Raw genomic sequence first — 15,042 nt, forward strand, 5'->3', positions numbered from 1 at the left:
AGGTTTTTTATTAGTAAACCATATTTGTTTTAACTGCCAGCGGCGATCGACCACTCGCCCTGGGATTTGCTGATGATCTCCTCCGCGATGCTCGGCGGAAGTTCCTGGTACTGCTTGAACTGCATTGTGTACACTGCTCGACCCTGCGTCTTAGACCTTAAGTCGGTCGCATAGCCGAACATCTCGGAAAGCGGTACATTCGCCCTGATGACCTGGGTGTTGGCTCTTGGTTCCATGCCCACGATATGGCCGCGGCGCGAGCTTAAATCTCCCATGACATCGCCCATATACTCTTCAGGAACAACAACCTCGACCGCCATAATCGGCTCCAGTAAAGCCGGGCTTGCCTTCTTCATGGCATCTTTAATCGCCATTGAACCGGCTATCTTAAATGCCAGCTCAGACGAATCTACCGGATGGTATGAACCATCATGTAGCGTTACCTTAATATCAACAACAGGATAGCCCGCCATAATACCGGCGGTCATAGCCTCTTGCATTCCCTTATTAACCGCCGGGATGTATTCCCTCGGCACCTTGCCGCCGACAACTGCATCGACAAACTCATAGCCCTTTGCCGGGTTCGGCTCGACGTCGATAATGACGTGTCCGAACTGACCGCGACCACCGGTTTGCCTTATATAGCGTCCCTGTACATTCTTAACGGCTTTGCGTATTGTCTCGCGGTAAGATACCTGCGGACGCCCGACATTTGCCTGCACTTTAAACTCACGCATTAACCTGTCGACGATAATCTCGAGGTGAAGCTCGCCCATGCCCGCTATGATGGTCTGGCCCGTCTCTTCATCGGTTTTAACCCTGAACGTCGGGTCTTCTTCCGCAAGTTTCGCAAGAGCAGTTGAGAGCTTCTCCTGATCGACCTTTGTCTTGGGCTCGATGGCAACAGAGATAACCGGCTCCGGAAATACCATTGACTCGAGCATAATCGGGTGAGCCTTAGTGCACAGCGTATCTCCGGTAGTTACTTGCTTCAGGCCAACGCCGGCAACGATATCACCTGTGCGGACTTCGCTCTTCTCTTCACGGTGATTCGCGTGCATCTGTAAGATTCTGCCGATCCTCTCGGTCTTACCGGTGGATGCGTTCATTACGCTGTCGCCGGCTTTCAGCACACCGGAGTACACCCTAAAGAAGGTAAGCTTACCGACATACGGGTCGACCATTATCTTAAACGCAAGCGCCGTAAACGGCTCGCTATCTGAAGCCTCGCGCGTGACAACCGTATCCTCTTTGCCGGGAAGCGTCCCGGTAACCGGAGGAACGTCAAGCGGAGACGGCAAGTAATCGTTAATCGCATCGAGTAGCGGCTGGACGCCCTTGTTCTTAAAGGACGATCCGCAAAGAACCGGTGTGATAGCGGCATCAAGCGTTGCCTTACGAATACCGGCAATGATTTCTTCCTTCGTCAGCTCTTCGCCATCAAGGTACTTCTCCAGAAGCGACTCATCATATTCGGCGGCGGCCTCCAATACATGCTGGCGGTACTCCTCGGACTGGGCCATATATTCTTTCGGGATTGCGGTCTCCTCAATCTGCGTGCCGAGGTCATCCTTATAAAAAACGGCCTTCATGTCGACAAGGTCGATAATTCCGGCAAACTGATCTTCGCTTCCAATTGGAAGCTGCAGAGCGATCGGGTTGGCGGAAAGGCGACTCTTCATCATCTGTATCGCGTTAAAGAAATCCGCACCCGTCCTGTCCATCTTATTGATATACGCAATTCTCGGGACACGGTACTTGTCCGCCTGGCGCCATACCGTCTCAGACTGCGGCTCAACGCCACCGACCGCGCAGAATACGGCGACCGCACCGTCGAGTACACGTAGTGAGCGTTCGACCTCGACAGTAAAGTCCACGTGCCCTGGTGTATCTATAATATTAATTCGATGGTCGTTCCATAAGCATGTTGTAGCGGCCGAGGTAATTGTAATACCCCGCTCCTGCTCTTGAACCATCCAGTCCATAACGGCCGTGCCCTCATGAACCTCACCAATTTTATGTGTTCGACCGGCATAGTAAAGTATCCGCTCGGTAGTCGTTGTCTTACCAGCATCGATATGGGCCATAATCCCGATATTTCTTATTTTTTCAAGTGGAAATCTTGTCGACATAAACCTTTGAATCCTTCCTAGATAAACACAAACTCATACAACCTTGCTACAACAGAGTGCTTCAGCGTCGAGAGTGTACTCTGCAATTACCGGTCGAACGCTACCAGCGGTAGTGAGCGAAGGCACGGTTGGACTCAGCCATCTTCTGAAGGTCTTCCCTCTTCTTCATAGATGCACCAACACTGTTTGCGGCGTCCATAATCTCGCCTGCCAACCTCTCGGCCATTCTTTTCTCTTTACGCGCCTTTGAATATCCTGTTAACCAGCGAAGCGCCAGTGTTGTGGCCCTTGGCCCTGGAACTTCAACCGGAACCTGATACGTGGCGCCGCCGACCCTGCGGGGTCTTACTTCAAGCGCCGGCCTGATATTGTCCATCGCCTTACGATATACCGTAACGGGGTCGGAACCCGTCTTGTCCCTGATAATATCAAAGGCCTCATAAACAACCTGCTCGGCAACACCCTTTTTGCCGGCTGTCAGAATCGCGTTCATCAGCTGTGCAACGAGCTTGTTGTTGTAGACCGGATCGGGCAATATTTCTCGCTTTGTAACTGGTCCTTTTCTCGGCATTTCTATCCTCCAAAAAAGTTCTTATTACTTACTTGCTTTTGCTCCATATTTGGAACGAGATTGTTTGCGATCCGATACACCGGCCGCATCCAGAGCAGCCCTGATTATTTTATAACGGACACCCGGCAGATCTTTAACACGGCCACCGCGAACGAGAACTATTGAGTGCTCCTGCAGGTTGTGTCCGATTCCCGGAATATAGGCCGTGACCTCCATTCCATTGGTCAACCTTACCCTGGCGACTTTCCGCAGAGCTGAATTCGGCTTTTTCGGTGTCGTTGTATACACACGGGTGCAGACGCCTCTCCTCTGAGGAGCGCCTTGCAACGCTGGTGTTGCCGTTTTGCTCGGCTTTTCTTTTCTACCCTTTTTTACCAGCTGGCTAATCGTCGGCAAACTGTACACTCCTTCTTAAAATCTAGCTTAATGTTGCTTCTGTTCTTTGTATTTGTCCCTATTTTTATCTCTATTTCAGCATACTGCACGGCTTTAATGCCGTGCAGTTGATTGACTAATTTAAATTCGCACGAGATTGCAGGTCACAGCAGATTAATATATCAGTCTTCTTCCTCGTTGTCAACATCTGCTGAGATATACGGCTCTTCCTCAGTCTCGGGAGAGGTTACTTCGCTAGCAATCTCAACCGTACCTATAAGAGACGGGCCTTCCTCCATGAAGGACTCGGTATCTTCGCTAAAGAAGAGGTCCTCCGGACCCTCGCCTTTCACGACCTCCACGAATGGTTCCTCCTCCTCGCCGATCGCCATAACCCTGATCGAGCGGTACCTGCTCATGCCGGTCGCAGCCGGGATGAGTTTACCGAGGATAACGTTCTCTTTCAAGCCGAGCAGCGGGTCGCTCTTGCCGGCGATCGCCGCATCGGTAAGAACCCTCGTGGTCTCCTGGAACGATGCCGCCGATAGGAAGCTGTCCGTCGCAAGAGACGCCTTAGTAATACCGAGCAAGGTCTGTTTCGCCGTCGCCGGCTCGCCACCCTCCGCGATCACGCGCGCGTTTTCATCCTCGAATTGAAGCCTGTCGATAAGCTGGCCCGGCAAGAGATCGGTGTCACCCGGCTCTGAAACGGTGACCTTTCGCATCATCTGTCTTACGATTATTTCGATGTGCTTATCGTTGATATCAACGCCCTGGCTCTTGTAGACCTCCTGGACCTCGCCCACCATGTAGAGTTCAACCGCCCTACCGCTGATTCGCAGGATGTCGTGCGGGTTCAAGCTTCCTTCGGTCAGCTGGTCGCCGGCCTGGACCTTATCGCCGTTCGATACCCTCAAACGAGCGCGCCTCGAAACCTGGTATATGCGCTCCTTGCCTTCGCCGCCTTGGACGATGATCTTTCTCAGTTTTTCAGTTTCTTTAATCTCAACAATACCGCCGATCTCGGCAATCTGGGCCTCGCCTTTCGGACGACGTGCCTCGAACAACTCGACTACACGCGGTAGACCGTGCGTGATATCCTCACCCGCAACACCGCCGGTATGGAAGGTACGCATGGTAAGCTGCGTGCCCGGCTCGCCGATGGACTGGGCGGCGATGATACCGACGGCCTCGCCGATATCGACAAGACGCCCGTTCGCCAAACTCCAGCCATAGCACTGGCGGCATACGCCGTGTTTTGCTTCGCAGGTAAGTACGGAACGTACCATAACCTGCTTGACCCCCGCGTCTTTCAGGCGAAAGACATCCTGGTTTCTTATTTCAGATCCCCTGGCAAGGATAACTTCCTTGCTCTCGGGATGCACAACCGTTTCAAGAACTACCCTTCCCATGAGGCCGTTCTTGTTTGCCTCATCTTCAGGGTCGAGTACCGGAACCGGGATTCCCGATTCGGTGCCGCAGTCGATCTCGCGGATGATGACATCCTGAGAGACGTCGACAAGCCTTCTCGTCAAGTAACCGGAGTCGGCGGTTCTTAGCGCCGTGTCAGCAAGACCCTTACGGGCGCCGTGCGTAGAAATAAAGTACTCGAGAACCGAAAGTCCCTCGCGGAAGTTCGCCTTGATCGGACGATCGATAATATCTCCCTTAGGATTAGCAACCAGACCTCGCATACCGGCAAGCTGTCTGAGCTGCTTCAAGTTACCGCGGGCACCGGAGTTGGCCATCATATAGATGGGGTTGAATTTATCAAAGTTGTTCTCCATCGCCTCGGATACGTCCTCGGTTGCCTTGGTCCAAATATCGACTACCCTTTGATGGCGCTCCTCGTTAGTGATAAGACCGCGCCTGTATTGCTTCTCGATACGGTCGACGGCAAGTTCCGGTTCGTCCAGGATATCCCACTTATTATCAGGGACTTTAACGTCGCCGATGCTGATCGTGACACCCGCACGGGTTGCGTAATGAAACCCGTGCGCCTTTATCCTGTCAAGGATTCTCACCGTTTCGCCAAGCGTTATTTCGGTGGTGCATCTCTCAACTATCCTGGCCATCTCTTTCTTGCCGACCTCGTAATTTACGTATTCAAAATCATCCGGCAGCGCCTGGTTGAAGATAATCCTCCCGATGGTGGTCTCAAGCCTGGTGCGCTCGCCTTTTGCGTTTTTCTCTCTAAGCTCGATCTTGGCCTGAAGGTCCGCCTCTCCTCCCTCAAACGCGAGGGCGGCTTCCTCCTTGCTGCCGAACACCGAGCCTTCTCCCGTACTGCCGTCGCGCTGTGCGGTCAGGAAGTAAATTCCGAGGACCATGTCCTGCGTCGGGGTTACCAGCGGACGCCCATGCGCCGGTGAGAGAATATTGTTTGCGGACAGCATGAGTACCCTGGCCTCGGCCTGGGCCTCAACAGAAAGCGGCAGGTGAACCGCCATCTGATCGCCGTCAAAGTCGGCGTTAAACGCCGTACAGACCAGCGGGTGTATCTGGATGGCCTTTCCCTCAACAAGGATCGGTTCAAATGCCTGGATACCGAGGCGGTGAAGCGTCGGCGCCCTGTTAAGCATTACGGGATGTTCCTTGATGACTTCCTCAAGAACATCCCAGACCAGCGACTTTGCCCTCTCGACCATTCTCTTCGCGCTCTTTATATTCTGCACGTGTCCGAGGTCGACAAGCCTCTTCATAACAAACGGCTTGAACAGCTCAAGCGCCATGACCTTTGGAAGACCGCACTGGTGCAACTTCAACTCCGGGCCGACAACGATAACCGAACGGCCGGAATAATCGACACGCTTACCCAACAGGTTTTGGCGGAACCGGCCTTGCTTACCTTTGAGCATATCGCTTAAGGATTTCAGCGGCCTGTTGCCCGGGCCGGTAACCGGCCTGCCGCGACGACCGTTATCAAACAGCGCGTCCACGGCCTCCTGGAGCATCCTTTTCTCGTTGTTTACGATAATCTCAGGCGCACCCAGGTCAAGTAGTCTTTTTAGCCTGTTGTTTCTATTAATAACCCTGCGGTAGAGATCGTTAAGATCGGACGTGGCAAAACGGCCGCCGTCGAGCTGAACCATCGGGCGTAGGTCCGGTGGAATAACCGGAATCGCCTCAAGGACCATCCACTCGGGCTTATTGCCCGACCTCTTGAATGCGGAGGTGACTTTAAGCCGCTTAACCGCACGACTTTTCTTTTGTCCCGTCGCAGTCTTTATCGTCTGACGCTGATCGAGCGCCTCGTGCTCGAGGTCTACGCGTGAAAGCAATTCTTTAATCGATTCTGCACCCATGCCGCCGTTGAAGTAGTCGCCGTAGCGCACTTTCAGTTCGCGGTAGAGTTGATCATCGCTGATTAACTGCTTTGGCTGTAATGACTCAAATGTGCTGAAGACTTTGCCCATCCAATCGATCTTACGCGTCAATTCAGTATTTACCTCTTTGACCAGTTTCTTGATCTCGGACTCAATCTTTTTAACTGCCGTATCCGGTGAACCACCACCGGCGACCTCCGCTTCGCCCTCTTCCGGCTCTATCTCGCCGCGGGCTATTTTAATCTTGCGCTCCCGTTGAGCCTCGATCTCAGCGAGCCTTTCCTCGGCCTGCTTCTTAGCTTCGCTGAGTTCCTCATCGAGTTCGACCTTAAGCGTCGGGATATCCTTTTCCCTCTCCTCCACATTTACATCCGTTACGATATATGACGCAAAGTAGATGACCTTCTCCAGGTCCTTCGGGGAGATATCAAGCAGGTACCCCATCCTTGAGGGAACGCCCTTGAAATACCATATGTGGGTAACCGGGGCCGCAAGCTCAATATGGCCCATGCGCTCGCGCCGGACCTTGGAGCGAGTTACCTCGACCCCGCAGCGCTCGCAGATAATGCCCTTAAATCGCACCCTTTTATACTTACCGCAATAGCATTCCCAATCCTTGGTCGGCCCGAATATCTTTTCGCAGAAGAGGCCGTCCTTTTCAGGCTTGAGCGTACGATAGTTTATGGTCTCCGGTTTCTTGACCTCGCCATTGGACCAGGCGCGAACCTGCTCGGGTGAGGTAAGACCAATTTTTAAGGCATCAAAATTGTTAATATCTAACAAAGAGTTAACCTCCTAAAAAAATAAGACTCTCGGACAGGGGTTCTGTCCCTTGCTGCACTTGTCTGTAAACCTTTACGCCTCTTCTTCGTGCGCTTCTTTTTCTTCAATTATCATAGGTTCAACATTTTCGAGGCCCGGCTCTTCGGCTTCGCGCCCGGCTGCAACCTCTCCGCGCAGATCGATGCCTAGCTCCTCCGCGGTCTTGAAGACATCGTCCTCGGATTCTTTTAGCTCGATCTCTTCGCCTTCCTCCGAGAGGACTTCGACGTTGAGACACAGGCTCTGCATTTCTTTCACGAGAACTTTAAACGATTCCGGTATTCCGGGCTCCGGAATATTTTCGCCTTTGACAATCGCCTCGTATGCTTTCACCCTGCCGACAACATCGTCGGATTTCACCGTCAGAAGCTCTTGCAAGGTGTAGGCCGCTCCGTACGCCTCAAGCGCCCATACCTCCATCTCCCCGAAACGCTGACCGCCGAACTGGGCTTTACCGCCAAGCGGCTGTTGCGTAACCAGTGCGTATGGTCCGGTTGATCTGGCGTGAATCTTGTCATCGACCAGGTGTAGTAGTTTTAAGATATAGATATAGCCCACTGTGATAGGCTCTTTAAACGGCTCTCCGGTCCTTCCGTCGTGAAGGTGCGCTTTACCGGTTACCGGAAGCCCCGCCTTCGCAAAGGCATCGCGCATTTCCTCTTCGGTAGCGCCGTCAAACACCGGTGACGCTGTAAAAACCGAGCCGTTGCTCGCCTTACCGTCATCGGACCAGCCTTTCATCGCGGCCCATCCCAGGTGAGTTTCAAGAACCTGCCCCACGTTCATGCGGCTCGGTACGCCGAGCGGGTTAAGAATGATGTCGATCGGGGTTCCATCCTCGAGGAACGGCATATCCTCCTCGGGCAGTATCTTGGAGATAACACCCTTGTTGCCGTGCCTTCCGGCAAGTTTGTCTCCCTCGGAAATCTTTCTTTTCTGGGCTACGTAGACTCGAACAAGCTGGTTGACGCCTGGGGCAAGCTCGTCGCCCGCATCCCGCAGGAACACTTTAACGTCGATAACGGTTCCGCTCTCGCCATGCGGCACTTTAAGCGACGTGTCCCTGACCTCGCGCGCCTTCTCGCCGAAGATCGCGCGCAGGAGCCGTTCCTCTGCCGTAAGCTCGGTCTCACCTTTTGGCGTAACTTTGCCTACCAGGACATCGCCGGGGTTGACCTCGGCCCCAACTCGGATAATACCCCGGTCGTCCAGGTCTTTTAAGATTTCTTCGCCTACGTTCGGGATATCGCGCGTGATCTCTTCGGGACCAAGCTTGGTATCGCGGGCATCGACTTCGTGCTCTTCTATATGTATAGAGGTAAGCATGTCCTCTTTTACAACTCTCTCACTTAAGATAATGGCATCCTCGTAGTTGTAACCTTCCCAGGGCATGAACGCCACGAGAAGATTCCTTCCAAGAGCAAGCTCCCCCATGTCCGTCGAAGGACCATCCGCGAGAACCTGTCCCTCTTTGACCTTCTGTCCCTCAAAGACAACCGGCTTCTGATTAATGCAGGTTCCCTGGTTTGATCGGCGGAACTTCTGGAGCTTGTGCTCGATCTCGGTTTTCTTGGTCTTTAGACGAATCCTATTGGCGGAAACGAAGGTTATCTCGCCGTCGTCATCGGCAACGATAATCGCACCGGTATCTTTTACCGCCCTGTGCTCGACACCCGTACCGACAACCGGCGCCTCGGTTAAGAGAAGCGGCACCGCCTGGCGCTGCATGTTCGATCCCATGAGCGCGCGGTTCGCATCGTCGTGCTCGAGGAACGGGATAAGCGCCGTCGCCACGGAGACCGTCTGTTTTGGCGAAACATCCATATAGTCGATCTTCTTGGGTTCGACGGTATCGACCTCTTCACGGATTCTTACCAGGACTTTATCCTGCAAGAACTTTCCGGTCTTCTTGTCAAGCGGGGCGTTGGCCTGCGCGATAATATATTTATCCTCAACATCTGCGGTCAAATAATCGATTTTATCGGTAACTTTGCCGTTCTCGACCTTACGGTACGGGGTCTCGATAAACCCGAACGGGTTGATCCTCGAATAGCTGGCCATAGAACCGATGAGACCGATATTCGGACCCTCAGGTGTCTCGATAGGACACATGCGCCCGTAGTGGGACGGGTGAACGTCTCGGACTTCAAAGCCCGCACGCTCGCGTGAAAGACCGCCCGGACCCAGCGCGCTTAAGCGGCGCTTATGCGTGAGGCCGGCCAGAGGGTTGGTCTGGTCCATAAACTGCGAGAGCTGGCTGCTCCCGAAGAATTCCTTAATAGACGCGACAATCGGTCGTATATTAATAAGGGTTCTCGGCGTCATCGTTTCGACGTCAAGCGTCGTCATGCGCTCACGGACAACCCTCTCCATTCTTGCAAGTCCGATGCGGAACTGGTTCTGTATAAGCTCTCCGACCGAGCGGACACGCCTGTTGCCGAAGTGATCGATGTCATCTACCTCGACAACATCGAAGCGGTCGCTAAACATCGTCGGATCAAGCAGCCCGACGATGTACTGGATGGTTGCAAGGATATCTTCGCGGGTAAGAACCGTCGTATCCGCGGGCAAGCTTAAATTGAGCTTTTTGTTCACCTTATAGCGTCCGACCTTTGCGAGGTTGTACCGCTGTGGATTAAAGAACAGGTTTTCAATAAGAGAACGCGCGCTCTCAACCGCCGGCGGCTCACCCGGACGCAGGCGTTTATAGAGTTCGACCATAGCCTCTTCGCGCGTCTCGGTGAAGTCGTGCTCGAGCGTCTGCTTTATCGGATCGGCGTTGTTGAATAGCTTTAATATCTCATCGCCGGTTCCAAAGCCCAGCGCTTTAAGAAGAATGCTTACCGGCTGCTTACGCTTGCGGTCAACGCGAACGCTTATAACGTCGCGCTTATCCGTCTCAAGCTCGAGCCAGGCGCCGCGGCTCGGAATAACCTTTCCAAGATACAAAATTTTATCGGAGTGCTTATCGACCTCACGGTTGAAATAGACACCCGGAGAGCGAACAAGCTGGCTGACGACCACACGTTCGGTACCGTTGATGATAAACGTTCCCTTGTCGGTCATTATCGGGAAGTCGCCCATATAGACTTCCTCTTCTTTAATTTCTCCGGTCGTCTTGTTAATAAGGCTGACAGTTACGTCCAACCGTGCCGAATAAGTCGTATCCCTTTCCTTGCACTCGTTTACGCTGTGCTCGGGTTCACCAAACCGGTGGCTTTTAAATTCTATCGCCAGGTTTCCGGTGAAATCCTCGATAGGGGAGATATCCCGAAAGGCTTCGGCTAATCCCTCCTCTTCAAACCATTTAAACGAATCAACTTGTACTGCGATAAGATTTGGCAGTTCCAAAATATCTGGGGTTTTGGCGAAGCTACGCCTAGTTCTTAAACCTAAATCATTTCGCAAGGGATGAATTCACTCCTTAATCGGTAATGTGGGAATATACAAACACAAAACAACAGCATAGCAGAATCTCTATGCTGTGTCAATCCGAACGGAGATACTTAGTTAAACAATTGTTTAACTTACAGAGATTATTCCCTGTTACCCTCCAATTTAAGACAAGCAAATTGAAAAGTTGCAATATAGTTTTCCGGTGTTGCTGCCTTAGCACTATAAAAGCTTGCTAATAATATTCAGTGGGTGAAGGACCATTTACCCTCACCCACTCAAATATACTATTACATTTTCAAAAACTCAAGAGTACTCGATAGTAAAAATTATTTGATTTCGACGGTTGCTCCGGCTCCCTCAAGCTGTGCCTTGACCTTCTCTGCTTCGTCTTTCGGGATGCCCTCCTTGACCGACTTGGGAGCGTTGTCAACAAGGTCTTTCGCCTCTTTTAAGCCAAGGCTGGTAAGAGCCCTAACCTCTTTGATGACCTGGATCTTCTTGTCACCTGCGCCTGTAAGGATAACATCGAAGGAGGTCTTCTCCTCTTCTGGGGCGGCGGCTGCGGCACCGGGAGCGGCCGCTACGGCGACCGGGGCGGCGGCTGTTACGCCAAAAGTCTCCTCAATCTGCTTTACCAGGTCATTCAGCTCAAGAACGGTCATGCTCTTGATCGCATCAAGTATCTGATCGTTTGTAAGTTTCTCTGCCATTTTATTTACTCACCTTCCATAAGATATAGTTTTCTCTTTACTCACTTTTTAACGTGTCCTGGTTCAAAGCCTTGTGCTTTGTCACCCGGTTGTTAGCGATTGGCGACTGGCGATTAGCGATTAGCGATTATTTCTTTAGGCTGTCCAGTTGCATGTAATTGGTTTTTAGTCGCTTTTCGCTATTCGCTGCCCTTACGCGCCTTTCTGCTGCGCAACCTGGTTCAGTACTCGTGCCAAACCGGCCGTAATCTGATTCAGGCTGCGGGCCAGTCCGTAGAGCGGGCTCTTCAAGCCTCCCATAAACATCGCGATCAGAATCTCCTTCGGCGGTATCGTAGCCAGGCTTCTCACGCTATCGCCACCGATAACGGCGCCCTCGACAAAGCCGCCCTTAAGCTCAAGCAGCTTGGTGACCCTTGCAAAATCAACAAGCGTCTTCGCGGGTGCGGTTGCATCTTCATAGCTGATCACCATAGCCGTCGGTCCAACCAAGTACGGGTCAAGCTCGGTAAGATCGAGTTCTTTGGTAGCGAGTTTAGCCAGAGTGTTCTTGAACACCTTGTACTCCACTCCCTGGGCGCGCAATTTGTTTCTCAGGTCGGATATCTGCTCGAAATTAAGTCCGCGATAATCGGTCAGGATAACGCTTTTCGCCTTACCCATTTTTTCCTTAATTTCCTCAACAGTAGCCTCTTTTTCTGGTCGAGCCATCGTAAACCTCCCCTCACACTTGCAAAGATCACATCTTGCAATGATATAAATCTAAGTCTTAAGTCTAAATAAAAAGCCTCCTGCCAGACAGCAGGAGGCATAATAACCAAAAATCCATAATCCGGTAATGGATATTTGTAGTGTACCTCGGTAGGCATTGGATTAAGCCGTACGGCGCCTACTGTCTTCGGCAATATTCAATTAGAACTTCTCTAACTTCTCTAACTTCTCTTTTATATCAAAGCGGCCGGCTACACGTCAAGCACGTATCTTAGCTAGCGGCCGCTTCTTCCTCCATGAGGTCGCGGACCTTGGTCGTATCGACCTTTACGCCCGGGCTCATGGTTGTGCTCACGCTAATGGATTTGATGTACTTACCCTTGGCCGCCGACGGTTTTGCCCTAACGAGTTCCTCAATCAAAGCCTGGTAGTTACCGATTAGCTTATCGACCGGGAAGGATATCTTACCGATTACCGAGTGGACTATACCAAACTTATCAACCCTGTACTCGATCTTACCGGCTTTTACGTCCTTGACGGTCTTGCCTACATCAAAGGTAACGGTTCCGGCCTTCGGGTTCGGCATCAAGCCACGGGGCCCGAGAAGCTTACCGAGTTTACCTACGGTCGCCATCATGTCAGGGGTGGCGATTGCCACGTCAAAGTCAAACCAGCCGCCCTGGATCTTCTCAGCCAGGTCGCCGGCGCCAACATAGTCGGCCCCGGCGGTTTCTGCCTCTTTTGCCTTCTCGCCCTGGGCAAACACGGCTACACGGACGGTCTTACCTGTTCCGTATGGCAACGAGACGGTACCCCTTACTTGCTGGTCGGCTTTCCTTGGATCAACACCGAGCTTGATATGGACCTCGGCGGTCTCATCAAACTTGGCCGGCGCGATCTCCTTTAGAAGCCTGACGGCCTCTAACGGCGAATAGAGCTTCTCACGATCGATCTTCGCCTGAACCTCGCGATACTTCTTTCCTTTTTTCATCTTTCTTTCCTCCTTGTGGTAGTGTCGGCCCACTCTTTGATGGGCCTCCCACGCAAAACCATCTTTGATGGTTTTGCCGAGCAATGGAATTGCTCCATTGATCCATTGCTCGCAAACTTAGCACTAACTTTTAATATCGACTATCCCGCGATTTCTATCCCCATGCTGCGGGCGGTACCTTCGATAATCTTCATTGCGGCCTCAACGTCGTTGGCGCTGAGATCCTGCATCTTGGTCTCTGCGATCTGGCGTACCTGGTCCTTGGTTATCTGCGCAACCTTGTTCTTTTGGGGCTCACCTGATCCCTTGTCGATCCCGGCGGCCTGCTTCAACAAGAACGCTGCCGGCGGGGTCTTCGTAATAAACGTGAAGGAGCGGTCTTCGTACACCGTTATCTCAACCGGTATAATCGTCCCGGTCCTATCGGACGTCTGAGCGTTAAACGCCTTACAGAACTCCATAATATTTACACCATGCTGACCCAAAGCCGGGCCGACCGGTGGTGCCGGATTGGCTTGGCCCCCAGGTATCTGCAGTTTTACCTTAGCCATCATCTTCTTAGCCACGTGGATACTTCCTTTCTCTACCGCCTATATTTCAGAGCCAAAAATTACAATTTCGCTACCTGATCGAAATTAAGCTCGGCTGGTGTCTCTCTACCGAAGATGGAAACCATAACCCTGACCTTACTCTGGTCAAGGTTCACCTCAGCAATAGTCCCCGTAAAGTCGGCCAGCGGTCCCGCGATAACCTTAACGGTCTCGCCTTCTTCGAACTCGACCTTCGGTTTCGGCTTCTCGAACGCCGGCCTTTGCAGGATCTTATCGACCTCTTGAGCGGAAAGCGGCGTCGGTTTGGCATTCGAGCCGACAAAACCGGTAACACCCGGCGTGTTTCTGACCACGTACCACGAGTCATCGTCAAGGTCTATTTGAACCATGATGTAGCCTGGGAACACTTTACGCTCCGTAATAGTCTTCTTGCCTGCCTTGATTTCCATGACCTCTTCCGTGGGAATAACCACTTCAAAGATCTTATCCTCCATCTCCATGGAGGATATCCGGTGCTCAAGGTTAGCCTTAACCTTATTTTCGTAACCTGAATACGTATGTATCACGTACCACTGTTTTGTCATGTTTGCTAGAGCCTTGAAAAAGCTCTCCTCCTACGCTGAGAATATTTTAATAACCGCGACGAACAACACATCTATCAATCCTATAAATATCGCAAAGAAAGCCACAGCCACCAAAACGACAACTGTTGATGCAACCACTTCATCTCTGCCAGGCCAGATAACCTTGCCCAACTCGACTTTTACATCCTTGAAAAACTTTCCTAACGAGTCAAATCCTTTTTTCTGTGCAGGCTGTGTAGCCTTCTTCTCAGCCATACTCATTTCCTTCCCGTTTCTAGATGCTGGAAACTAGAGACAGATACTAGTAACTTGAAACTTGACCAGCACTAATGCACCTCGCCGGAGCTATCCCAAATCTCTATCTCGGCAGGGCTGGGGGGATTCGAACCCTCAACACCCGGTTTTGGAGACCGGTGCTCTAACCAATTGGAGCTACAGCCCTCAGTACGCGATAGAATCACGTCCATAATGGATTATCTATCGCGCTAAATTCTAGTGACAAGTATAATTAGCGTGTTTCCCTATGTAAAGTATGCGACCCACACCACTTGCAGAATTTCTTCATCTCCATACGGTCGGGCTTTTTTCTCTTGTTTTTATCCGTCGTGTAATTCCTGCGTTTGCACTCAGTACACGCGAGAATAACTATATCTCGCATTGTTCCTCCTAATATATTCAAAGAATTAATGTAAACCTCTAAACCAAGGCAAAAAACAAATGGTAGTTTACACTTTACCACTGCTAATGTCAATTAACACGCGCTTAACTTGACCGTAGCAAGGTTATTTAATAATGCTCGTAATCCTACCCGCTCCAACTGTTCTGCCGCCTTCACGAATTGCAAAGCGAAGGCCTTCCTCCATAGCGATGGGG

General features: G+C 51.7%; 13 protein-coding genes, 1 tRNA gene and 1 other annotated feature. All 14 genes read right to left on the bottom strand.

The window, feature by feature from the left end; all coding sequences use genetic code 11:
• Nucleotides 1-29: 29 nt before the first annotated feature.
• On the bottom strand, nucleotides 30-2,132 hold the full coding sequence (gene fusA, locus COY37_RS00600) for an elongation factor G (RefSeq protein WP_286677468.1): 2,103 nt from the start codon (nucleotides 2,130-2,132) through the stop codon (nucleotides 30-32).
• A 100-nt stretch (nucleotides 2,133-2,232) separates the two neighbouring features.
• On the bottom strand, nucleotides 2,233-2,703 hold the full coding sequence (gene rpsG / locus COY37_RS00605; RefSeq protein WP_286677469.1) for a 30S ribosomal protein S7: 471 nt from the start codon (nucleotides 2,701-2,703) through the stop codon (nucleotides 2,233-2,235).
• A gap of 24 nt (nucleotides 2,704-2,727) precedes the next feature.
• A complete protein-coding gene (gene rpsL / locus COY37_RS00610) occupies nucleotides 2,728-3,099 on the bottom strand; it encodes a 30S ribosomal protein S12 (RefSeq protein WP_286677470.1) in 372 nt (123 codons plus the stop codon).
• A 161-nt stretch (nucleotides 3,100-3,260) separates the two neighbouring features.
• The gene (locus tag COY37_RS00615) at nucleotides 3,261-7,187 is read right to left on the bottom strand and encodes a DNA-directed RNA polymerase subunit beta' (RefSeq protein WP_286677471.1); all 3,927 of its coding nucleotides are present in this window, start codon (nucleotides 7,185-7,187) and stop codon (nucleotides 3,261-3,263) included.
• A 72-nt stretch (nucleotides 7,188-7,259) separates the two neighbouring features.
• Nucleotides 7,260-10,634 carry a DNA-directed RNA polymerase subunit beta gene (gene rpoB, locus COY37_RS00620; protein ID WP_286975499.1) on the bottom strand — a complete coding sequence of 1,125 codons (3,375 nt, stop codon included), beginning with the start codon at nucleotides 10,632-10,634 and terminating at the stop codon, nucleotides 7,260-7,262.
• Nucleotides 10,635-10,948: 314 nt separating this feature from the next.
• Complete coding sequence (rplL, locus tag COY37_RS00625) at nucleotides 10,949-11,332, bottom strand: 50S ribosomal protein L7/L12 (protein ID WP_286677473.1); 384 nt, start codon at nucleotides 11,330-11,332, stop codon at nucleotides 10,949-10,951.
• Between the two features lie 192 nt (nucleotides 11,333-11,524).
• Nucleotides 11,525-12,043: a 50S ribosomal protein L10 gene (gene rplJ / locus COY37_RS00630; protein ID WP_286677474.1), complete on the bottom strand. Its 519-nt coding sequence runs from the start codon at nucleotides 12,041-12,043 to the stop codon at nucleotides 11,525-11,527.
• Between the two features lie 60 nt (nucleotides 12,044-12,103).
• Nucleotides 12,104-12,252, bottom strand: a sequence feature (ribosomal protein L10 leader region).
• A 62-nt stretch (nucleotides 12,253-12,314) separates the two neighbouring features.
• The gene (gene rplA / locus COY37_RS00635) at nucleotides 12,315-13,034 is read right to left on the bottom strand and encodes a 50S ribosomal protein L1 (protein WP_286677475.1); all 720 of its coding nucleotides are present in this window, start codon (nucleotides 13,032-13,034) and stop codon (nucleotides 12,315-12,317) included.
• 140 nt (nucleotides 13,035-13,174) lie between these two features.
• Nucleotides 13,175-13,600, bottom strand: a complete 426-nt coding sequence (rplK, locus tag COY37_RS00640; protein ID WP_286677476.1) for a 50S ribosomal protein L11 — start codon at nucleotides 13,598-13,600, stop codon at nucleotides 13,175-13,177.
• A gap of 44 nt (nucleotides 13,601-13,644) precedes the next feature.
• Entirely contained in the window at nucleotides 13,645-14,169 is a 525-nt protein-coding gene (gene nusG, locus COY37_RS00645) for a transcription termination/antitermination protein NusG (protein ID WP_286677477.1), read from the bottom strand.
• A gap of 30 nt (nucleotides 14,170-14,199) precedes the next feature.
• The gene (secE, locus tag COY37_RS00650; protein ID WP_286677478.1) at nucleotides 14,200-14,424 is read right to left on the bottom strand and encodes a preprotein translocase subunit SecE; all 225 of its coding nucleotides are present in this window, start codon (nucleotides 14,422-14,424) and stop codon (nucleotides 14,200-14,202) included.
• Between the two features lie 112 nt (nucleotides 14,425-14,536).
• A tRNA-Trp gene (locus COY37_RS00655) sits at nucleotides 14,537-14,611 on the bottom strand.
• Between the two features lie 66 nt (nucleotides 14,612-14,677).
• Nucleotides 14,678-14,827, bottom strand: coding sequence for a 50S ribosomal protein L33 (rpmG, locus tag COY37_RS00660; protein ID WP_286677479.1), 150 nt, complete (start codon nucleotides 14,825-14,827; stop codon nucleotides 14,678-14,680).
• Nucleotides 14,828-14,951: 124 nt separating this feature from the next.
• Nucleotides 14,952-15,042, bottom strand: a 91-nt coding sequence (locus tag COY37_RS00665; RefSeq protein ID WP_286975503.1) for an EF-Tu C-terminal domain-related protein, incomplete at its 5' end; no start/stop codon positions are given.

It is taken from the genome of Candidatus Aquicultor secundus (assembly GCF_002791875.1).
GTDB lineage: Bacteria > Actinomycetota > Aquicultoria > Aquicultorales > Aquicultoraceae > Aquicultor_A > Aquicultor_A secundus.